At 41.2% G+C, this 21,878-nt stretch carries 20 protein-coding genes and 1 other RNA gene; 11 read left to right on the top strand and 10 right to left on the bottom strand.

The genetic code is table 11. The features are described 5' to 3' along the window. Positions 1-30: 30 nt before the first annotated feature. Entirely contained in the window at positions 31-558 is a 528-nt protein-coding gene (locus FEK29_RS09565) for a hypothetical protein (protein ID WP_138258198.1), read from the bottom strand. 153 nt (positions 559-711) lie between these two features. Between FEK29_RS09565 and FEK29_RS09560 the strand changes: the two genes are divergently transcribed. Then, positions 712-1,764, top strand: coding sequence for a ThuA domain-containing protein (locus tag FEK29_RS09560; RefSeq protein ID WP_138258197.1), 1,053 nt, complete (start codon positions 712-714; stop codon positions 1,762-1,764). An 18-nt stretch (positions 1,765-1,782) separates the two neighbouring features. Here the strand turns inward: FEK29_RS09560 and FEK29_RS09555 are convergent, their stop codons facing one another. Continuing rightward, positions 1,783-2,250: a nuclear transport factor 2 family protein gene (locus tag FEK29_RS09555; protein ID WP_240042718.1), complete on the bottom strand. Its 468-nt coding sequence runs from the start codon at positions 2,248-2,250 to the stop codon at positions 1,783-1,785. 113 nt (positions 2,251-2,363) lie between these two features. Between FEK29_RS09555 and panB the strand changes: the two genes are divergently transcribed. From panB to FEK29_RS09535, 4 genes are read left to right on the top strand one after another with little or no spacing between them, the layout of a single operon-like run. Then, positions 2,364-3,182 (top strand): 3-methyl-2-oxobutanoate hydroxymethyltransferase, encoded by an 819-nt coding sequence (panB, locus tag FEK29_RS09550; protein ID WP_138258196.1) that lies wholly within the window; start codon positions 2,364-2,366, stop codon positions 3,180-3,182. 5 nt (positions 3,183-3,187) lie between these two features. Continuing rightward, positions 3,188-3,691, top strand: a complete 504-nt coding sequence (gene lspA, locus FEK29_RS09545; protein ID WP_240042717.1) for a signal peptidase II — start codon at positions 3,188-3,190, stop codon at positions 3,689-3,691. A gap of 5 nt (positions 3,692-3,696) precedes the next feature. Beyond that, entirely contained in the window at positions 3,697-4,401 is a 705-nt protein-coding gene (locus FEK29_RS09540) for an RluA family pseudouridine synthase (protein ID WP_138258195.1), read from the top strand. A gap of 34 nt (positions 4,402-4,435) precedes the next feature. Then, positions 4,436-4,957 (top strand): DUF4252 domain-containing protein, encoded by a 522-nt coding sequence (locus FEK29_RS09535; RefSeq protein WP_240042716.1) that lies wholly within the window; start codon positions 4,436-4,438, stop codon positions 4,955-4,957. On the opposite strand, the gene FEK29_RS09530 is transcribed toward FEK29_RS09535, so the two are convergent. Beyond that, positions 4,941-5,819 carry a DMT family transporter gene (locus FEK29_RS09530; RefSeq protein WP_240042715.1) on the bottom strand — a complete coding sequence of 293 codons (879 nt, stop codon included), beginning with the start codon at positions 5,817-5,819 and terminating at the stop codon, positions 4,941-4,943. The two genes, FEK29_RS09535 and FEK29_RS09530, sit on opposite strands and share 17 nt — an antisense overlap. A 6-nt stretch (positions 5,820-5,825) precedes the next feature. Continuing rightward, positions 5,826-7,370 carry a hypothetical protein gene (locus FEK29_RS09525; protein WP_138258193.1) on the bottom strand — a complete coding sequence of 515 codons (1,545 nt, stop codon included), beginning with the start codon at positions 7,368-7,370 and terminating at the stop codon, positions 5,826-5,828. 146 nt (positions 7,371-7,516) lie between these two features. On the opposite strand from FEK29_RS09525, the gene FEK29_RS09520 reads away from it, so the two are divergent. Continuing rightward, positions 7,517-8,689, top strand: coding sequence for a 2-isopropylmalate synthase (locus FEK29_RS09520; protein ID WP_138258192.1), 1,173 nt, complete (start codon positions 7,517-7,519; stop codon positions 8,687-8,689). A gap of 2 nt (positions 8,690-8,691) precedes the next feature. Continuing rightward, a complete protein-coding gene (leuB, locus tag FEK29_RS09515) occupies positions 8,692-9,810 on the top strand; it encodes a 3-isopropylmalate dehydrogenase (protein ID WP_138258191.1) in 1,119 nt (372 codons plus the stop codon). 13 nt (positions 9,811-9,823) lie between these two features. Here leuB and FEK29_RS09510 read toward each other — a convergent pair whose 3' ends face one another. Continuing rightward, positions 9,824-11,047, bottom strand: coding sequence for a TlpA disulfide reductase family protein (locus FEK29_RS09510; RefSeq protein WP_138258190.1), 1,224 nt, complete (start codon positions 11,045-11,047; stop codon positions 9,824-9,826). Between the two features lie 126 nt (positions 11,048-11,173). Between FEK29_RS09510 and pheT the strand changes: the two genes are divergently transcribed. Then, positions 11,174-13,606 carry a phenylalanine--tRNA ligase subunit beta gene (gene pheT, locus FEK29_RS09505; RefSeq protein WP_138258189.1) on the top strand — a complete coding sequence of 811 codons (2,433 nt, stop codon included), beginning with the start codon at positions 11,174-11,176 and terminating at the stop codon, positions 13,604-13,606. A 3-nt stretch (positions 13,607-13,609) separates the two neighbouring features. On the opposite strand, the gene FEK29_RS09500 is transcribed toward pheT, so the two are convergent. Next, positions 13,610-14,182 (bottom strand): fasciclin domain-containing protein, encoded by a 573-nt coding sequence (locus FEK29_RS09500; RefSeq protein WP_138258188.1) that lies wholly within the window; start codon positions 14,180-14,182, stop codon positions 13,610-13,612. A 210-nt stretch (positions 14,183-14,392) separates the two neighbouring features. Here FEK29_RS09500 and FEK29_RS09495 point away from each other — a divergent pair, with 210 nt between their 5' ends. Further along, positions 14,393-15,118 (top strand): hypothetical protein, encoded by a 726-nt coding sequence (locus FEK29_RS09495; RefSeq protein ID WP_138258187.1) that lies wholly within the window; start codon positions 14,393-14,395, stop codon positions 15,116-15,118. Between the two features lie 97 nt (positions 15,119-15,215). Here the strand turns inward: FEK29_RS09495 and FEK29_RS09490 are convergent, their stop codons facing one another. Both FEK29_RS09490 and FEK29_RS09485 read right to left on the bottom strand, forming a co-directional pair. Then, positions 15,216-16,334, bottom strand: a complete 1,119-nt coding sequence (locus FEK29_RS09490; protein ID WP_138258186.1) for a hypothetical protein — start codon at positions 16,332-16,334, stop codon at positions 15,216-15,218. Between the two features lie 26 nt (positions 16,335-16,360). After that, positions 16,361-17,989 (bottom strand): ABC-F family ATP-binding cassette domain-containing protein, encoded by a 1,629-nt coding sequence (locus tag FEK29_RS09485; protein ID WP_138258185.1) that lies wholly within the window; start codon positions 17,987-17,989, stop codon positions 16,361-16,363. 180 nt (positions 17,990-18,169) lie between these two features. Here FEK29_RS09485 and FEK29_RS09480 point away from each other — a divergent pair, with 180 nt between their 5' ends. Next, positions 18,170-19,555 carry a transaldolase gene (locus FEK29_RS09480; protein WP_138258184.1) on the top strand — a complete coding sequence of 462 codons (1,386 nt, stop codon included), beginning with the start codon at positions 18,170-18,172 and terminating at the stop codon, positions 19,553-19,555. Positions 19,556-19,574: 19 nt separating this feature from the next. Here the strand turns inward: FEK29_RS09480 and FEK29_RS09475 are convergent, their stop codons facing one another. Together FEK29_RS09475 and ffs are read right to left on the bottom strand one after the other, a co-directional pair. Further along, positions 19,575-20,384 (bottom strand): SDR family oxidoreductase, encoded by an 810-nt coding sequence (locus tag FEK29_RS09475; protein ID WP_138258183.1) that lies wholly within the window; start codon positions 20,382-20,384, stop codon positions 19,575-19,577. Between the two features lie 187 nt (positions 20,385-20,571). Beyond that, an RNA gene (ffs, locus tag FEK29_RS09470) (signal recognition particle sRNA small type) lies at positions 20,572-20,670 on the bottom strand. 101 nt (positions 20,671-20,771) lie between these two features. Between ffs and FEK29_RS09465 the strand changes: the two genes are divergently transcribed. Next, on the top strand, positions 20,772-21,878 hold the full coding sequence (locus tag FEK29_RS09465; RefSeq protein ID WP_240042714.1) for a glutaminyl-peptide cyclotransferase: 1,107 nt from the start codon (positions 20,772-20,774) through the stop codon (positions 21,876-21,878).

Below are 21,878 nucleotides of genomic sequence, written 5' to 3'. Positions count from 1 at the left end.
AGGTGTTTTAAGATGTAAGATACACTATAATTATGAAGAACGTTCGCCCACAAATTGGTCGCTTTTATTTTTGAAGAGCACATTAAAGGTCGTTAAACTTCCATAGATCTTGGTAATGTACTGTTGCAGGTCCACTTTTTCCTGATCATCCAGATTTTTACTGGCATTGATTTTTTGTTCCATGACCCGGATACGGTCACGCACCATCACTATTTTGTGAAAAAAGGTATCAATCGAGATTTCCTTATTGCTCAAATTGGAGTCCCCAGGTTCCAAAACAAGGCTGCCTCCTTTCCATTTATCGGCAATCGCTACCTGTTCGGTCACATCGCTCCATCTTTTTAAAATCGACATTAATGAGGTCTCCACTTCCAAAAAGCTTACCGTATCCACATCGTTTTCCAAGGCTTCGATTACTTCAAAATCATCGTTGATTTTAATGGTCTCCAGACCTTTGTCCATAAAAGTTACCCAATAGTGTTTTGAGGAGACGTTGGTTACTACTCCCATTCCAAATTCTGCGTGCTTAATGCGCGAACCAATTCCTAATAAATGCATGCGTATGGTTTAATCTAAAAGCTAAGGTAGCACCTCTTCTACTTTTCAACAAGGAAAAATTGGGCGAGAATATGATAAACTTCCCTGCAAGACCTTCTGTTGTAAATATGAAGAACTTCCATTACATTTAAGGTCAATACAACCTAAAACATCATGAAACAACATTTTTTGTTAATACTCATCACTATATTGACAATTGCTTGTAAGGAAGAATCGAAACAAAAGGAAACACCCCAGGAATTGGCCCCTGCCAAATTGAGAGCCCTAATTTTGGACGGACAGAACAACCATTATGTTTGGCCAAAGACCAGTATGATGATGAAGGATTATTTGGAGGAGACCCAGCTTTTTGAGGTAGATATCCATCGGATGGATTCCGTTTGGTTGGGTATAAAGTATAAGGAATCCCGTCCTGAGCCCTACACTTCCTTTATCGAAAAATATCCTTTGGATTCCACGAAATATGGTATCTCCCATCAGCCCATCAAAACATCAAGTTTCTCCATGGATTTTGATAAATATGATGTCATTATTTCCAATTTTGGGAATGAGGCGGCCCTGTGGCCTTTGGCTACCCGGAAAAATTTTCAGGATTATGTCTCCAACGGTGGAGGACTGGTCATTGTACATGCTGCCAACAATGCTTGGGGCGATTGGGAAGAATACAATAAGATGATTGCATTGGGCGCTTGGGGAGGCAGGGATGAAAATTCCGGTCCGTACGTTTATTACGATCAGGATGATACACTAGTCAAGGATACTACTGCCCAAGGAGTTGCTGGATCTCATGGACCTGAGTACGAATTTCTTATCACCACCAGAGAACCTGAACATCCCATAATGAAAGGACTACCCAAGACTTGGATGCACACGCAGGACGAACTTTATGAACGTATGCGTGGACCTTTTGAAAATGCTACCATTCTGGCAACCGCTTTCGCCGATGTAGAACGCAACGCACCCCCATGGGATCCAAACACAGTAGGTTTAGGAGCAAATGTACCTATGCTAATGGCTATCGATTATGGAAAAGGTAGGGTTTTTCATACTACTTTGGGCCACTTTGATTATTCCATGGAATGTGTTGGATTTATAACCACATTACAAAGAGGTTCTGAATGGGCCGCTACAGGAAACGTTACGCAGGAGTTGCCTTCCGACTTTCCTTCTGAAACAGATACTTCATCCAGAAAATGGAAAGGTTGAATAAAAGTATTTGGTGAATTAATTAGGTTGACCTTTGCAGCCTTCCTTCCTTCGGGTATCTATCAAATAAACAATCCTCCATACGCCCTGTTGTTTGACCATTTGAAAGGAGTTTACCCCGCAATGGCTAAAGGAATCGTTTACCCAAAATTCATAAGGTGTCCATGCGTTTGCCATGGCGCCATCAGTCTGTATGGAGTAATCCAATAACTTTTCCCTGAATTTGACGGAGTCCGGTATGCTTACGATCGAGCGAATAAAGTCCTCAAAATTCTGCTGTCGCAAAATAGTTTTCCCTTCCTTACCAGTGCCTATGGTCTGTAAAACGATTTTTTCCGAAACAAGGTTTGCCAATCCCGCGGAATCCTGGGCATGAAATGCGGTAAAGAACTCGTCAACTGTAGTTCTAACAGCGTCCTCATCGGTGGACTGTCCGAAGCAAATTAGGGTACTTACTACAAACAGGGTTGTTACTATTCTTTTCAAAACAGATTATTTTATTCGGAAATAAAGATAACACAATTCCTTGCTGTCCAAACTTTGCTGTAAATTTTATCTCATCAAAACTCATTACTTTTGCTTGGAACAAAAATATCTTTATGTCTACTGCAAAAAAGGAATACAAGCGGGTAACGGTCAAATCCTTGGTCGAAATGAAAAGCAACAGGGAAAAAATATCCATGCTTACGGCCTATGACTATTCCATGGCTAAAATTGTGGATGCGGCGAAAGTCGATGTTATTTTGGTGGGCGATTCCGCCAGTAATGTTATGGCCGGCCACGAAACCACTTTGCCCATTACCTTGGACCAAATGATCTACCATGCGTCCTCCGTTATAAGGGCAGTAGAAAGGGCCCTGGTCGTTGTAGACCTGCCGTTTGGCAGTTATCAAAGTGACCCTAAGGAGGCCCTTAGGTCTGCCATACGAATTATGAAGGAAAGTGGCGCCCATGCCGTGAAGGTTGAGGGAGGGGATGAAATAAAGGAATCCGTAAAGCGCATTCTGGCGGCTGGTATTCCTGTAATGGGACATTTAGGGCTTACGCCCCAATCCATTTATAAATTCGGTACCTACACAGTAAGGGCGAAAGAAGAGGAAGAGGCACAGAAATTAATGGAAGACGCAGCGATGTTGGAAAAATTAGGCTGCTTCGGCATTGTCCTGGAAAAAATACCTGCGGCCCTCACCAAAAAAGTTTCGGAACAATTGACCATACCCACTATTGGTATTGGTGGTGGGAAATATGCGGACGGACAGGTTTTGGTAGTACACGACCTTTTGGGAATGACCCACGAGTTCAATCCTAGGTTTCTAAGGCGCTATATGAACTTGTATGAAGAGATGGGCAATGCCATATCGAACTATGTAAAAGACGTAAAGTCCATGGATTTTCCAAATGATGAGGAGCAATATTGATGGTCATGAAAACAAGCGGTAACAAGCTTATGAGTCGGATTTTAATCATCTTTTTGGTGCTTTTGAACATTGGCTGTGATCAAGTCTCAAAAAAGGTGGTTCGTGAAAATGTTTCCTATCAGGAGTATATCCCGCTGATCCAAAATCATTTCATTCTTACCAATGTGGAAAATACCGGCGCCATGTTGGGATTCGGGGCCAACTTTCCGCCTGCCCTAAAGGTCATACTGTTCCAAGTACTTCCGTTGGTCGTACTTCTGGTCTTGTTGTATAGAGTCCTCACGAGAACCCATACAAACAATTGGATGCTATGGGCTTTTGCCTTTGTAATTGGCGGTGGAATTGGGAACCTTATTGATAGGATTGCCTTAGGGTCGGTCACCGATTTTTTCCAAATACGCTTGGGCTTCTTTAAAACGGGCATTTTCAACATGGCCGATGTCGCCGTAACTACCGGGGTACTCCTGATTCTATTTTTGAGCCTTTTCGGGAAAAAAATCACCATATAACAGGTATGGATGCTTTGGAAAAGGTACTGTCCACCCCAAAAAACCTTCAGGTTTTATACGAGGACAATCACCTTATCATCGTGAATAAGAGGCCCGGGGATATCGTACAAGGCGATAAAACCGGAGATAGGCCCTTGAGCGAAGTTGTCAAGGAATACCTGAAGGAGAAGTATAACAAGCCTGGCAATGTCTATTTGGGTGTGGTACATAGATTGGACCGACCAACATCCGGACTGGTGGTTTTTGCCAAAACCTCCAAGGCACTGCCAAGATTGAACAAGCTCTTCTCCGATAAAAAGGCAAAAAAGACCTATTGGGCCGTGGTAAAGGATGCACCTATAAAAAGTGCGGATACCTTGATCCATTGGCTCAAAAGAAATCCGAAGCAAAACAAGTCGTATGCCCATGAAAAGGAAGTGCCGGACGGCAAAAAGGCCGTTCTGGACTACCGCATGCTCAAAGCCCTGAATACATATTTTCTTTTGGAAATCGATTTAAAAACAGGCAGGCACCATCAGATCCGCGCACAATTATCGGCCATTGGATGCCCCATCAAAGGGGATTTAAAATATGGCTTTCCCAGGAGCAACAAAGATGCAAGTATCCACTTGCATGCCCGAAAGCTGGAATTCTTGCACCCGGTAAAAAATGAGCCTTTGACCATTTTAGCTCCTCTCCCCAAAGATTCCATTTGGGATGCCTGTTCATAATTTTTGTACATTGGGCTTACTAAACACCATAATCATGTACAAGAAAATCTGTATACTTTTTATTTGTGCCCTGTTTTATAATTGTGGCAGTTATAATTCCATAGACACATTTTATAATGCACATAAGAACGATGCCCAAGTAACGGCCGTTAGGGTACCTCAATTCATGCTCAAATTGATAAGTGGCATATCGCCTGAAATGCAATCACTTATTGGAAACACTCGGGATTTGAGATATATGAAGTTTCCCAGCACAACCCCCGCAAGGACTCAATTCTTGAACCAGCAAATGAACGGGATTACCGGCAACTCGTTTATAGAAGTCTACCGAAAGAACGATGATTTAAAAAGAAACGTGGTCTCCATACGTGAAAGGAAAAACAGCGTGAAGGAAATCCTCATGTATAATAACAATGCCGAAACTGGCTCTTTTTTGTATTTCAATGGCGATTTTGACCCGATAAAAGTTCGTGAGATGGCCCAAAACAATGAGTTTGAAACACTCGGAAACAATGTAATCAATGAATTTGCCCCAGGCATCAATCCTGAGAACTGACCTGTTGCTTTTTCGAGGCCCGAAAACCTTCAATAACCACGGAACTTAAGATCAGCGCTCCCCCAAACAGGGTGGTGGCCTTAGGGATTTCGTTCAAAAATAGGGCTCCTATTAGAATCCCATAAATGGGCTGGACACTGCTCAAAATGCTTACGGTTGTGATACTGAAATGCTTGAATGTCATGAGGAAGAGACTATGGCCAATGGCCGTGGTAAGGACCCCCAGTGCCAAAAGTCCTTCCCACTGACCCAAGATTTCCTTTGGAGCGGTAAAAAACAAGGCGGGCAACATCAAAATCGCAATCGTCCCCGTTTGATAGACCATTAAAGTGGTTCCCTGGTATTTTTCCACCTTCAGTTTTAATATGATATTCCGCAAGGCATAGGATACGGCCGAGACCAACCCCATTAAAATGGCCAAGGTATTGGAATCCCGTAAATTGAAATTCGGACTCAGAAAGTAAATGCCCAACAGTACCAAGGCACCGAGCAAGAGGTGCATCCTTTGCAGTTTTGATTTTAATAAAATGGGTTCCAAAAAGGCCGTTATGACCGGATATGTGAAAAGTGACAACATGCCTATGGCAACATTGGACCATTGCAGGGCATAAAAGTAAAACAACCAATGGGCGGCCATCAATACACCTGTGACTAGTATCAAGGGGATGTCCCCATTTTTGACCTTCAACGAGATATTTCGCCACCTACAGAAAAGTATCAGCAGGATAAAAGCAATAATTCCCCGCATCCCTGTAATGACGGGAACGGGCAAATCCACAAACCTGCCCAAAGGTCCGGAGGTGGCAATAAAGAGCATCGCCAAATTGATTTCCAATAAGTGGGAAACATGGGAGCGATTCATAGGAAACTATCGGGTCTGTTTCAGGGCTTTTTCGCGAATGATTTCCGAAACAGGTTTATTCTCCAAATGGCTTTCCAACCAAGAAATTATATCCAAATACAGGAACGCACGCTTTTCATAAGGGTGGTCCTCATATTTTTTAAGCTCGGCATGTAATTTTTCAAATTCCCCTCGAAGTTCGTTCGGATAGATACTGCCAAGATTTCTCAAAAACTTGATCATCTCTTTTTGTACCGCATGCATATCGTTCATTTTAAGCAGGAACTTATAGGTACTCTTTAATTGCACTTCCAAGTGATAGTCCATACCCGCTTCATAATGCGCTACCAAACTCAATACCCTGGCAAAGCACATTAAATCCTCGCGCATTTTTAGATTCTTGTTATTGATGATTTTTTTGAGGTAAACGATAGAGGTTTTGTTATCACCAATACCAAAATACAAACAGGCGATCTTGTAATACAACACCATCACATGATGGGCATCGATTCTATCCTTGTGCTTGGCAATGCCGTATTCAATGATCTTTACCAGATATAGGCCTTTTTCAAAGGTCCCCTCCAAAAAATGTAGATTCAATTTATTGGCATTGAGATACAAAAAGGCCAGGGAATTGATATTATCGTTCTTAGGGAAATCCTTCTCCTTCAGAACCACCTCCATTTTTTGGAGCGTTTCCTTGAATTGGGAGCTGTATTTCACATAAAAAAGGGATTCCAAAAGGTAGTGATTTCCTTTAAGGAAGAATACGGGATTCAAATAAATCATTTCGCGGTAATCGTAGAAAAGATCCACCCATTTACTAGCGTATTTATAGGAGGAAAGGAAGTCTTGGGTCAAGAAACTATACCATAAATGTGCTTTGTACAACCAGAGTTTTTCCCTAAAACCCAAGGTTTCCACATCTACCTTTGGCAAATGTTTTGAAAAATACTGCTTTACTTTCTGAAGGTCCTCATCGCTACGTACATAACCCACCTTTAACATCATACTGTACAATTGAAGGGAAAGGTTGGAAAGTTTACTTGTGATAACGTTCTGCCCAGATAATTCCTTGGCCTGTACCGCTAATTCATCCGCTCTGTCCGGAATACTGCGGGTGATGTATTGTGTCTCGATGATTTTCTCGAACTCAACGATTTCATAGGCGATGTTCTTTTCCTCATTTTCAATGGCCGTGGTTTTTGCCTTGTCCAGAATCTTGAGACTTTGTTTATACAGCCCTTTTTGATAAAGAATGGTGGCAAAGTCCAGCTGTTCACGAATCTGAACTCGAATATTTTGGTTCACGGGATTCAGCCTGAGACTTACCAGAATCTGCTTATAGAGATGTGCCTTTAAATTGGAAAGCTGCGCTTTTTTAACAATTCCGCTGGAAAGTATTACCTTTTCATCATATCGCTTAATTTTGTCCAAAAGATTGAACAACGCTAGAAACTTTGCATCGGTATTCACGCCCAAACGACCTACATAAAGTTTAAATTGCCGCTTTTCAGATTTTGAAAGCGATTTTACCAAAACGAACAACGCATCTTTATGAGCATTTGTCATCGTAAAAATATATGTTTAAATTGTTGTAAATCAATTTATTGATATTATTGAAAAGTAAATTAACGTTGTAAATATTCCTGCGAAATTTGCTTTTTTCGTCGGCAGCGTTATATATTCGTTTAACTTGCTAAAACTACATAAATATAATGAGCAAAGATATAGTACAAATTTTTGATACTACACTTAGGGATGGAGAGCAGGTTCCAGGTTGTAAATTGGACAGGGAACAAAAGTTAGTTATAGCTGAACGGTTGGACGAACTTGGTGTAAACATAATTGAGGCGGGATTTCCCATCTCCAGTCCGGGCGATTTCAAATCCGTTGAAAGTATAGCAAAACTGGTAAAAAATGCCACAGTTTGTGGTCTTACCAGGGCTGTAAAAAAAGATATCGAGGTAGCGGCGGAAGCCTTAAAATATGCAAAAAGACCGCGAATCCATACGGGAATAGGAACTTCGGATTCACATATAAAGCATAAATTCAATTCCAACAGGGATGCGATTATTGAACGTGCAGTTGAGGCAGTGAGTTATGCCAAGAAGTTTGTGGAGGATGTTGAATTTTATGCCGAGGATGCCGGTAGAACGGACAACGAATTTTTGGCCAGGGTGTGTGAGGCCGTAGTCAAGGCCGGAGCTACTGTTCTGAACATTCCCGATACTACTGGATATTGCCTTCCCGAGGAATACGGTGCCAAAATGAAGTATTTGAAAGAAAACGTGAAGGGTATCGATAAAGCTATCCTTTCCTGCCATTGCCATAACGATCTTGGTTTGGCCACTGCCAATTCCATTGCCGGGGTAATCAATGGGGCCCGTCAGATCGAGTGTACCATAAACGGAATTGGGGAGCGTGCCGGAAATACTTCGTTGGAGGAGGTTGTCATGATTATGAGGCAACACCCTAGTCTGAATTTGGATACCACTATCAATAGCCAATTGCTCTTTGATACCAGTAAAATGGTATCGAACAAAATGGGTATGGTCGTCCAGCCCAATAAGGCCATCGTTGGGGCGAACGCTTTTGCCCACAGTTCTGGAATACATCAGGATGGCGTTATAAAGAACAGGGAAACCTATGAAATTATCGATCCCGCGGATGTTGGTGTTACCGAATCCTCCATTGTGTTGACCGCCCGAAGCGGAAGGGCCGCATTGGCCTACCGTGCAAAGTTGGTGGGCTATGAGCTTACCAAGACCCAACTGGACAAAGTCTATGAGGAATTTTTGAATTTTGCGGATAGAAAAAAGGAGATCCTTGACGATGACATCCATGAAATCATTGAATCCAGCAAGGTGAATCTACAAAGTATAGGATAAATATGCGCTTGGATATCGCTGTACTTGGAGGGGATGGCATTGGCCCGGAAGTCGTTGCCCAATCCTTAAAATGCCTACGCTCCGTAGAAGAGACCTTTGGACATACTTTTCGATTCAAGAAGGCCTTGATCGGTGCAGAGGCCATTGATAAAAAAGGGACTCCCCTACCAGATGAAACGTTGAAGATTTGTAAAAATTCCGATGCTATATTGTTCGGGGCAATTGGTATGCCCAAGTACGATGGTAATCCAAATTCAAAGGTATGGCCGGAGCAAGGACTTTTGAAATTGCGGAAGGAACTGGATCTTTTTGCGAATATCCGACCTGTCAAAGTATTTCCCGCCCTTATAAAACAATCCCCGCTCAATAAAAAGTTGATCAAGGATACCGATTTAGTTATTTATAGGGAACTATCCGGGGGTATTTACTACGGAAATAAATCCATAGATTCCGGTACCAATGTCGCCACGGACACGTGTTCCTATTCCGAGGAGGAAATTAGCAGAATAACACATTTGGCCTTTAAAGCGGCAAAGAACAGAAGAAAAAAAGTGACCTTGGTCGATAAGGCCAATGTTCTGGAAACCTCCCGTTTGTGGCGGAGGGTCGTGAACTCGATAGCTCAGAGCTATCCCGAAATTGAGCTGGAAACGCTTTTTATTGACAATGCCGCGGTACAGATGATACTCAACCCATCCCAGTTTGATGTAATCCTGACGGACAATATGTTTGGGGATATTCTGTCAGACCAAGGAAGTGTCCTGGCAGGGTCTATAGGTTTACTGCCGTCAGCATCGGTGGGTACGGAACATGCCATGTTCGAGCCTATTCACGGCTCGTACCCTGATGCAAAGGATAAAAATATTGCCAATCCTGTAGCCGCTATTTTAAGTGCCGGCATGCTTTTGCAGCATTTTAAGCTCAACGAAGAGGCAGATGCCCTTGTTGCGGCCGTATTAAAATCCTTCTCGAAAAAAATCGTTACCCCAGATATTATGGGAAGCAGTAAGTATGGCACCAATTACGTGGGCGATTTTATTGCGGACAATATCATGGAACTGGATGATCATTTTAACATGAACGATGAGAACATAGATTTGGGCAAGTCTACCATAATTTAGTTCAAAACCCCACTTATTCCGATAATAGCTCCTTTATAAAACTATCGAATTCCACCTTGAATTCTTCGTATTTATCCCCTGTTGCGGGACCGTTGAATCCGGTGTGTATTTTTCGAACGTCCCCTTTTTTATCCACAAAAATGGTCGTTGGATAAGAAAGTACATGATTCAACATAGGCAGTTTCTGCTGCGCCTTTTCTTTGTCGTAACTGCCATATTGTGCCAATAGAATTGGGTAGGAGATGCCTATCCTATCCTTGAGCCGCTGTATACTTTTTAAAGCGCGTTCCTTTGTTTTTGCCTGTTCAAAGGCAAGTGCCAATACCGCCAAATCCCCAGTTGTATGATTTTTCAAGTATTCGACAAGGAATTTGGATTCGTCCAAACAGTTTGGGCACCAAGAACCCATAAGTTGAACAATGACAACCTTATCTTTGAAAGAAGGATCGGATAGGGATACCATTTCCCCTGCCAAATTAGGAAAGGAGAAGTCGAATTTATCATAACCTTCTTTTATAAACGTAAGGGAATCCGGACTAGGGAGTTCATAATTTTCGTTTCTCACGGCCATGAAAGGTTCTTTAAAGTGATTGCCCGAGTAGAAAACCCCGTTCATGGTACTATCCGTTACTTTTGCTTGAAACAAAAAGGCATGTGCCCCGTCAAATGCAGAAACCTTTAATGAATCCTTGTCCATGACTCCTTCAAGAAATCGGTAGTCACCGGTAGTTGTTCTAAAGGTTCCTGAAACAATTCCATTTTTTTGGCTAAAAATACCTTTGCCCATGTAGCTGTCATCGGTTCCCGGGCTGAACTCCGTTTCCCATATTCCGGTTGCATCGGTAGTATTCGAAGTTACATTTGAAAATCGTTCCTCAATCCCAAATTCGGCTTCAAATGGAACTGTCCTATCCAAACTTTCAATGACAAACACCCCGTCCATGTATTCACTGTCGAGTTTTGCGGAAATATAACCTTCAAAAACAGGTGCTTTTATCAGAATAGAATCCCCTTCCACTGAAATTTCATCAACCAATATAGTCTCCTCTCCGTTTAATATTTTCAGTTGAATTGATTCACCTTCATTATGGGACAATTCAATATTAAAGGGAAGTATCTGTTTGTCCTTCACTTCTAGTCTGGCCTGCCAAATGCCTTCTTTTGGACTACTCTTTTTTTCACTGTTTGCACAACCGCTAAGAAGCATAAATAAAATGGGAACAAGGGCTTTTCTCATAACTTTTGGATTCTATTGCGAATTAACGACTTAAAAACCTCATTTTAAAATTCGGGATAAAACAATCCGCCGTCTGTTGAATCTGTTATACCATTGTTTTATCTTTACGCGTTCTAAAATAGACCGATGAAAATATCTTACAACTGGCTTAAGCAGTTTATCAATATAGATTGGAACTCCCAAAAAACAGGAGAACTTTTAACGGATTTAGGACTGGAAGTTGAAGGAATAACTCCCTTTGAATCCGTTAAAGGAGGTTTGGATGGCATTGTAGTAGGACATGTACTTAGCTGTGAGCAACATCCAAACGCCGACAGATTGAAGGTGACCAAGGTCGATATAGGCAACGGAGCACCGGTACAAATTGTCTGTGGCGCACCCAATGTTGCAAAAGGACAAAAAGTGCCCGTTGCCACCATAGGCACTACCCTGTACACTAAGGAAGGAGAGGCATGGAAGATAAAAAAAAGTAAAATACGTGGCGAGGAAAGCCATGGAATGATTTGTGCCGAAGATGAACTGGGACTTGGGGAGAGTCATGACGGTATCATGATCCTGGATGACACTTTGAAACCGGGGACTTTGGCCTCTGAAGTTTTCAAGGTTGAGAAGGATGAAGTTTTTGAAATTGGCCTTACACCTAACCGTGCGGATGCCATGAGTCATTTTGGTGTTGCCAGGGACCTCAAGGCGGGCTTGAAACAAAAGGAAATTAATAAGGAATTGATTACCCCACCCGTGAGCCATTTTAATGTTGCCAACAGATCGCTAAGAATCGATGTTGATGTCAAAAACAATAGCCTTGCACCAAGATATTGCGGCGTAACAATTAGCAATATTCTGGTGCAACCATCACCGGATTGGCTCAAAAACCGTTTAAAGGCCATTGGTCTTACGCCAAAGAACAACGTGGTGGATGCCACCAATTATGTTTTGCACGAATTGGGGCAACCGCTACATGCATTCGATGCGAATAAAATAAAAGGGGGTAAAATTGAGGTGAAGACCTTGCCAAAAGGAACAAAATTCCTTACCCTGGATGGCGTGGAAAGGGAATTGCACGAGGACGACCTAATGATTTGCGATGCCGAAAAGCCCATGTGCATCGCCGGTGTTTTTGGTGGTATCCATTCCGGAGTTACGGAACACACTACGGCCATATTTTTGGAAAGTGCCTATTTCAATCCGGTGTCCATCCGTAAAACGGCAAAAAGGCACGGACTTAACACCGATGCATCCTTTCGGTTTGAGCGGGGAATCGATATTGAAAACGTGGAGTATAGTCTTAAGCGGGCCGCTTTGCTGATCAAGGAAATAGCGGGTGGGGACATTACTTCGGATATCGTTGATCTATACCCAAAAAAACACAAGGATTTTGAGGTCTTTTTGGCCTTTGAAAAAATCAATAAACTAATTGGACAGAATATTCCCCAAGATACCATCAAATCCATTTTGGCTTCGTTGGATATCAAAGTACGGAACGTTACAGAAGCCGGAATGGGGCTAACCGTACCATCCTATCGTGTGGATGTACAGCGCCAAGTGGACGTTATCGAGGAGATTCTAAGGGTATATGGTTATAACAATATTGCTTTTAGCGAAAAATTGAATGCATCCGTTGCTTCCTCAAGTCCGTACGAAGATTACAAAATTCAACAGATAATTGGGGATTTATTGGCTTCCAGAGGCTATTTTGAAACGCTGACCAATAGTTTGACTTCCCCCGATTACGAAAATCTTTTGGAGGAGGATTTAAAGGAACGAAAACATGTGACCATTTTGAATCCTTTGAGTGGCGAATTATCGGTACTAAGGAAGTCCTCCTTGTTCACAGCTTTGGAATCGGCCAGTTTCAATATCAACAGAAAGCGACAGAATTTAAAGTTATTTGAGTTCGGTAAGACCTACTACCATGAAGATACGGACCGCAAGGAGGACAAATATCTTGGTATCCTTTTGAGTGGTGATACCAGTGCTAACAGTTGGACGGATCCTTCCAAAAAATCGGATTTCTTTCTTCTCAAGTCCATTGTGGATACTGTTTTGGAACGTTTGGGGATTCAGGATTTAAAGGTGGAACCGGACACTTCTAAATTATTTTCGGAAGGTGTCTCCTACAAAAATCATGAAGGCACGGCCCTCGTTTCCTTCGGACTCGTTAAAAAAGGGATTTTAAAACACTTCGATATTAAGCAGCAAATTTTTTATGCTGATTTTCAGTGGGACGAAGTTTTAAATAGTCTTAAAAGGACCGGTATAACCTTCAAGGAAATTTCAAAATACCCAGAGGTAAAAAGGGATTTCGCCCTACTACTTGATGATGCAGTAACCTTCAAGGATGTTTATGATCTTGGATTTAGGACGGAGCGTAAACTGTTGACGCAGATAAATTTGTTTGATGTTTATCAAGGAAGCAATTTGCCGGAGGGCAAAAAGTCGTATGCCGTAAGCTTTACGTTAAAAGATACCAATGGCACCTTGACAGATGCACAAATAGATAAGATAATGGACAAGCTACAAAGCAACTACGAGAAGGAACTTAAAGCTGAACTACGATAGGAATTAAAAAAGGTTTACAGGAAAAAATACACTGTCTATTTCGTGTATTACCCCGTTGCGTTGTTCGGAATCAGCTGTGACTATTTTTGCCTGATTTCCTTTCGGATCCGTCAACACGATATCAATGCCCTTCATGGTAGCCGTAATTTTCTCTCCCAATATGGTTGTGAAAGAGGCCTCGCCATTTCCCCTGCACATTGCCCTTAAGATAGTGGAGGCCGATATTTTTCCCGCAATGATGTGATAGGACATAATGGCTTTTAGCTTCTCCTTGTTATCGGGATTTAGAAGCAATTTTTTGGTAACGTCCGATAGTTTATTGAAGGCGGCATTGGAAGGTGCAAAAACGGTGAATTGCGCATCGTACGCCAACAGGCAATCCAACTCCGAAGCCCTTAAGGCTGCCAAAAGCACACTGTGCGTTTCCGTTTTTTCGGTGATAGACAATAATGAGTTTCCTATGGGAAGGAAATTTGCGGAAGTAGTTTCAAATGTATCCGTTTTAGGTTCTTGGGCAGTGCAGAACGCTGTAAAAAGGATACATAAAAAAGACACAGGGGATGTCCAGTTTTTCATTTCAAAAGGGTTCTCGGTTTGGGGCAATGGTACTTGTTCGATGTACGGTCACAGAACATGGACAAGATACAATCTTAACACGTATGTGCCTTCTATCAAAACATGACAAATATCAATTTTAACATTATTTTAACAATTATGTGATTTTCTTGGCTTTACTATAAATTCATTTATTGTCTAACTTTGAAATAGTTGCTAAAAAAAAGAAATATGCTATTCCAAAGAACGAATCTACTAGAGAAGTTACGCTTAGAAAAAGAGAAGCTTAGTAAATCAGAGGAACTCATTTTGGACGAAGTAAGGGCCATCCTATCCAAAGTGGACGATGACAATTCCCGCATTGCCAAAAACCTTGTCAATTCCCAGTCAGGTTCTTCGGTGAATTCCTTTACTTTCGATTTATTGGATTCCGATAAAATTTTTCATATCGATCAAATAAAAAATCTCTGTATCGATTACCGTCTACGGTTTTTGGACACAAAATATTTTAAAGGGGAAATTCCTGCCGAAGCCTATTCAAAGATAAGATCACTTGAAAAGGAACACAATACGGAGCTCAGGGGTTTCAAGATTATTGCTCCTTCAAAGCTCTTTAAACTGGAGGATAAGGATGACCCACTTTTATTTGCCCCAATGGGCAACGGGTATTATTATCTCATCCATAAATGGGGGAATGACCTAAATCCGTTTCGAAAATTAATGATGTGGCCATTTAAGAATGTGGGCAACCTTATTTTCGTCATCGTGCTTATCAGCTATTTGACGACCCTGTTAATTCCCAATGGACTGTTTTCAAAATCCAATTCCGTAGCGGAATTCGGGATCCTGTTTTTCTTTATGTTCAAAAGCATCGTGGCAATAGCCATATTCTATGGATTTGCGATGGGCAAAAACTTCAGTCCGGCTATTTGGAACAGTAAGTATTATAACGCCTAGTTTTATTGGCACCGCCAATGGGGTTTAATACCCCGATGCTCGGTTCAAAATGATGTGTTCGTTTTTAATGAATGTCCCTTGGCTTGCCGGAGGTTGTTCACTGCACAATGATCGCTCGTGGAACTCCTTCCAGGTCGATAGCATCGATATACCTAAAATCCGGTGTTGGCGTAATACGCAGTATTCCTCCGTCCGTACCATTGGTCTTGGCATAGCCTATCACTATGTAATCATGTTCCAAATCATAGGCAATGGCCGTTGCCGACTTTATATGTAATTGTGTTATTTGTTCATTGGAGAGGAAGTTTTCAAAAAGGTATAAAGTGGCCTTATTGGCCTGAAAATCATATACTGCCGGATTTTTTTCCCCTCCATCGTCCATATTCATCGTGTAATAAAGCTTGCCAAAGGTGTCAAATGTTGCATATACGGATTGATATAGGTTCGGACGGATATTTTCCCCATATTGGGTATAGGCCTCTTCAAAAGTATTGCGATTTACTGTGGTATGTAGTTCAGGATAACTGATTACGATATCACCATCAGGGTCTTTAAAGATTTTTTTTGCATTGAAGCCTACCAGTTTTTCGTAAACAACGGATTGTTGTCCGATTTCGATGACACTAATGCCATTTTCATCCGTGATTGTTGTATCAAGGGTCAGCACGAACAATTTACCTTGGGAGGGAATTGATTGAAGCGGCTTTAAATCCAACGGTATGTCTACCTGATTATCGGTATCGTTTTGATCTATTATTCGAACAAAATGGGAATCTTCCTTACCAATTTCGCTCTTTGTAAAAGTGAGGAAGACATTCGCACTATCATGTGAAACAGAAGTAACCTCTAAGTTACAGGCATCCAGGTTTAAAAAGGTATCTATCAGCTTGTAATTTCCTGTGTTAAAATCAAATAATAGGACCTTTCCATTACATGTTTCGGTAACTTCATAGAAGCTAAATGAATTATTATTGGCAAAGGTAATTTCCGAATCGGAAAAAAGGGGAAATTCCAATTCACTGGCTTTCAAGGTTAGGTCATCTCCAGTTGCCTGAAGCCTTGCCATTGTCAAGCTACCGGATGCCTCCAATAAAATGGTGTAATCTGCTTGTGTGTTGGTAGGGGTTTCTATTTCCAAGGGTTCTGTGGCCGACTTACTACATGCAGCCAAAAAAACCGTCAGCATAACGCGGACCGTGTAGGTGTAGGTCTTCATGAGGTTAAGATTTGGGTTGTATTTCCTTATGCCGGAACAGCATACATCTTGCCCCTCTGTTCCTTCAATGCCTTATCGGACATATATTCATCAAACGTAGAATATCGGTCAATGTTGCCTTTTGGTGTCAATTCTATTATCCTATTGGCCACGGTCTGTGCAAACTCGTGGTCGTGGGTAGTAAATAGCACCGTTCCCTTAAAATTTTTCAAGGAATTGTTGAATGCCGTAATACTCTCCAAATCCAAATGATTGGTAGGTTCATCCAACATGAGTACGTTTGCCCTGAGCATCATCATTCGGCTCAGCATACATCGCACCTTTTCACCCCCAGAAAGTACCGTACATTTTTTTAGGGCCTCTTCCCCACTAAACAACATTTTACCCAAAAAACCTCGAATATAGACTTCCTCACGTTCCTCTTCTGTCTTTGCCCACTGTCTTAACCAATCTACCAAGTTGATATCTTGGGTAAAAAAATGAGAGTTGTCTGCCGGCAGGTACGATTGTGTGGTGGTTACGCCCCAACTGAACTTTCCGCCATCGGCTTTTTTATTACCATTGATTATTTCATAGAAGGCGGTGGTTGCTCTGGAATCCCTGGAAATAACCGCTATTTTATCACCTTTTGCCAGATTGATATTCACATTGTCAAAAAGAAGTTCACCTTCCTCGGTCGTAGCTTTTAGTCCTTCAATGTTCAAAATCTGATCACCGGCTTCCCGTTCCCTTTCAAAAATAATGGCAGGGTATCTTCTACTGGATGGTTTAATATCATCCACCTTAAGCTTGGAGAGCATCTTCTTTCTTGACGTTGCCTGTTTACTCTTTGCGACGTTGGCACTAAAACGCATAATGAATTCCTGAAGTTCCTTGGCTTTTTCTTCAGCCTTTTTATTCTGTTGCGCCCTTTGTCTGGCCGCTAACTGACTACTTTCGTACCAGAATGTGTAGTTGCCGGAATAAAGGTTCAATTTGCCAAAATCGATATCGCCAATATGGGTACACACCGTATCAAGAAAGTGACGGTCATGGGAGACCACAATTACTGTATTCTGGTAATCGGCCAAAAAGTTTTCCAACCAATTGATGGTTTCATAATCCAGGTCGTTCGTGGGCTCGTCCATTATGAGCACGTCCGGGGAACCAAAAAGTGCTTGGGCCAATAACACCCTTACTTTTAATTTGGAATCCATGTCAGACATCAATGTATAATGCAATTCTTCGCCAATCCCCAAATTTGACAGCAAAGCGGCCGCATCACTATCCGCGTTCCAGCCGTTCATTTCTTCGAACTGTACCTGCAACTCCCCTATTCTATCGGCATTGGCATCATTATAATCGGCATATAGGGCATCGATTTCCTTTTTTATTTCATACAAAGGCTTGTTTCCTTTGACTACAGTTTCCAGAACTGTAAACGCATCCGATGCATTGTGGTCCTGTTCCAAAATGGACATTCTTTTCCCTGGTTCCAGATGAACATGGCCTGAAGTTGGATCTATTTGACCAGAAAGTACCTTTAAGAACGTTGACTTTCCGGCCCCATTGGCACCAATAATACCATAACAGTTGCCTTCCGTAAAGGACACGTTTACTTCATCGAACAACACTCTTTTTCCAAACTGAACGGATAAATTGGATACGGATAACATATAACACGTTTTAAAAATCCGTGCAAAAATACTGAATTTTAAAGGCGAAAACCAACTATCGTTGCACATCATCCTATAGAACCTTCCTTACAACCTAATCCATTAATTTTTAACTAGGTATTAACAGACACAGAGAATACGTATCCTTATTTTTGACCATAAATGTTGCCCGTTTTGTGTATGGATAAAGTTTTACCTATTGCACTTGTTCTAGGTTTGATTGGTTGTAATTCCCCCGTTTCCGATAGCAAAGGTGTCTTTTTTGCAGGGGAAATTGTGAATCCCACCAGCGAATATGTAGTCCTTTATAAAGGCAGTGAAGCAGTGGATTCCGCAAAATTGGACGATACCAACCGGTTCTCTTTTCAACTGGATGCCGTGGATGATGGGCTCTACCATTTTAACCATAGTCCAGAGCAACAATATGTATATTTAGAAAAAGGTGATAGCGTGTGGATACGCTTAAATACTTTGTATTTTGACGAGTCCCTTGTATTTTCTGGTACTAACGAGGAATTGAACAACTTTTTGTTGGAAATCTTTTTAGAAGATGAAGAGGTAGAACAACTGATGTATTCCGATTTGTTCGAATTGGAGATAGATGAATTTTCAGAGAAGGTGGAAAGTCTTCGAAAGGAAAAAATTCAGGATCTGGAAGATTTGAATTCCGAAGCGGAATTATCCGATATAGCCTATGAAATCGCCAAGGCCAGTATCAATTATACCTTTTATAGATTCAAGGAGGTCTATCCTTTTAAACACAAAGGAAAACTGAAAGAAGAGCAACTTCATAAGTTGCCACCTACTTTTTATGCGTATCGCTCTGGAATCGATTACAACAATAGAAATTTAATTTACTTACGCCCCTATTATGATTTTATGAAATCCCACTTGGGCAATCTTTCCTATATGACCTGTTCCAAGTCTTGCGGTAAATCCAATGGTACCGCACATAATCAATTACATTTTAATCAGCACAAACTTGCTATGATCGATAGTTTGGTGGGCGAAAAGGAATTAAGGGATAACCTTTTTAGGAATGTGGCCTTTGATTATTTGTTACGAGAGCATGACGCCGACAGTAATAGGATTTTTATAGATGAATTCCAACGTTTTTCCGGGAACAACATGCATATTGAGGAGATACAGCGCTTATATAAGGGTATTAGCAATATACAGCCCAACAGTCCAGTACCTGATATAAAGTTGGTTTCCATTCATGATTCATTGGTTTCGTTGCCTGCACTGAGCAAGAATAAAAAAGTGGTTTTCTACTTTTGGTCAGGGACCAACAAAAATCATTACGAGAACATTTTCAATCGCGTAAATGAACTAAAGCTTGAAAAACCTGAATACGAATATATTGGTATTAGTTTCAGAACCGATGCCAGCAACTGGAAAGCTATTGTCAACAAATTTGAGTTTGATGCCCATAGCCAATTTATGGCGGAAGATTTTCATCAACTTACCGAAAGCCTTATCCTCTACCCCATGAATAAATGTGTCATTACCAATGACGCTTTGATCGTAGATGCTTTCTCCAATATCTATTGGAACAATTTTTAAGGATTACCGTATTTATACCCTACTTTTTACTGTGGTTCATCAATAACTTTTCGAACCATGTGTCTGGCAATACCTTTTTTAGTCGCATTGAAAACTTTTGAATAAATGCCCCCACGGTATAGTGTACCTTTGGATTTTTGGCATTTATGATTTGAAGCACTTTTAACGCAACTTCCCTAGGGTCACCGCCTTTATCAACATCTTTATCAATGGATTTGAGAATATTTCCATACGATTCCTTATAAGGTGAGTTTTCTTGAATTGGAGCGTGAAAACGACCTGCAGCAATATTGGTGGCGAAATCACCTGGGGCCAAACAGGTGCACTCTACGCCAAACCGTTTGGTTTCCATTCGCAAGCTTTCAGTGATTAATTCCAGCGCTCCTTTCGTTGCCGAGTAAATTCCACGATAAGGCAAGCCCATATATCCGGCTATTGAGGTTATGTTTATGATCAATCCGTTGTTTTGTTGGCGCATTTGCGGCAGAATAGCCTTAATGACGTTTAAAGGTCCTATAAAATTGGTGTCAAACGCATTTAGTATTTCAGCGTTAGGCGTTTCCTCCAAAGGTCCTGTTATTCCTACACCGGCATTATTGATCAAGACATCCACTCTTCCCTCTTTCTGCACCAATAATTCAATGGCCTTGGTAACGGATTCCGGTACCCTAACATCCATCTCCAACAATTCGAAATCTTTGAAACTTGCATATTTTTCCAAGTTTCTTGTAGTTCCGTAAACTATAAAACCATGTTGATTCAAATAGTTTCCTATGGCTTTGCCAATGCCTGAAGAGCCACCAGTGATAAGTACGATCTTTGAATTCATGTTCCAAAAGTAAGCTATGGGAATCGTTTTTTAAAAATCTAATGACGTATATATTTGGAGTTGCATTCGAATTCTCCCGATGAGATAAATGGTGTTTGAATTCTCCGAAACTTGGTTTGAAATCAAAACCGACTTCTTTCAAATACATCATGAAAATGGCCATAGTGCTGTAACTATAAGGCACAAAAAAAGGCAAGCTACCTACATCGCACCGCTACGACCGTATACCCTTGCTGCGTTCCCACCCTGGGGGATTCTACAGGAGCTGGTCGTGTAGGACTTGCCGGGTGCAAATATACAACCTTTTAAATCTTTGGCAATCCTTTTTAGATTCTAATTTTAATGGATTAACTTGCTGGCGACTTAGGAGAGCCTTAAATTTTTAGCATGTTATTTATAGAAAATTATTCTCAAATAGTTTATTCCATTAAATTGCCCATGAAGATTATTGGAATCCCATTAACCTTATTGATTGTTCTTTTATTTTTTGCCTGTGGTAGCGGAAATCAAAAGCCTTCTTCCCTGTTTACTATTGAACTGGAGGGCAATGCAAAGGAAGTAAGACAAAACGATGCGTTGGGTGTTTCCCTTAAAAACATCAAAAACAAGGAAATTGAAAGTGTGATTTATAGTATTGATGGTAATGAACTTCCGCTAGTGAACGACCAATTGGAATTTTCCATTCCAAAATTGGGCAATAAAATATTGAAGGCCAGTGTAACTTATGAGGGAAATACCGTAGAGGTAACCAAAAATCTAAAGGTTTTGGCTTCCAAGGCCCCGGACATTTATACGTATACCATTCTGAACGAATTTCCCCATGACCCCAACGCCTATACGCAAGGATTGGAGTTTTATAAGGATACCTTATATGAGGGTACCGGAAAAAATGGTCGCTCTTTTTTGAGAAAGTTCGATTATAAAACGGGAAAGGTGTATCAACAAATCGATTTGGACGAAACCTATTTTGGGGAAGGTATCACAATTTTGGGAAACAAAATTTATCAACTCACATGGCGCAGTGGAATGGGCTTCATATATGACTTAAAGGATATGAAAAAATTGGACAATTTTCAATACGGGAAAAGTCGGGAAGGATGGGGACTTGCCAATGACGGAGAAAAGCTATATAAGAGCGATGGAACGGATAAAATTTGGATTTTAAACCCTGAAACCCTAGTAGAAGAGGACCATATTGAGATTGCTACGAATAAATCCCTTTTTGCGGACACCAATGAATTGGAATACGTAGACGGCAAAATATATGCGAATGTGTACCAGAAACCGGGTGTCATGATAATCGACGCCAAAAGTGGTGCCATTGAAGGGGTCATAAACTTTGGAGGGCTTAGTGATAAGGTTACCAAAACAGAAAATTGGGTAGATACGGAGAACGTCCTAAATGGTATTGCCTATCATCCTGAAAGAAAGACTTTTTTTGTGACCGGAAAAGACTGGGACAAACTTTTTGAAGTCCAAATACAAAAGAAGTAA

The organism is Maribacter aurantiacus (assembly GCF_005780245.1).
Classification (GTDB): domain Bacteria; phylum Bacteroidota; class Bacteroidia; order Flavobacteriales; family Flavobacteriaceae; genus Maribacter; species Maribacter flavus.
The sequence above is the reverse complement of the archived record's forward strand: the minus strand, read 5'-3'. Positions and strand labels throughout refer to the sequence as shown.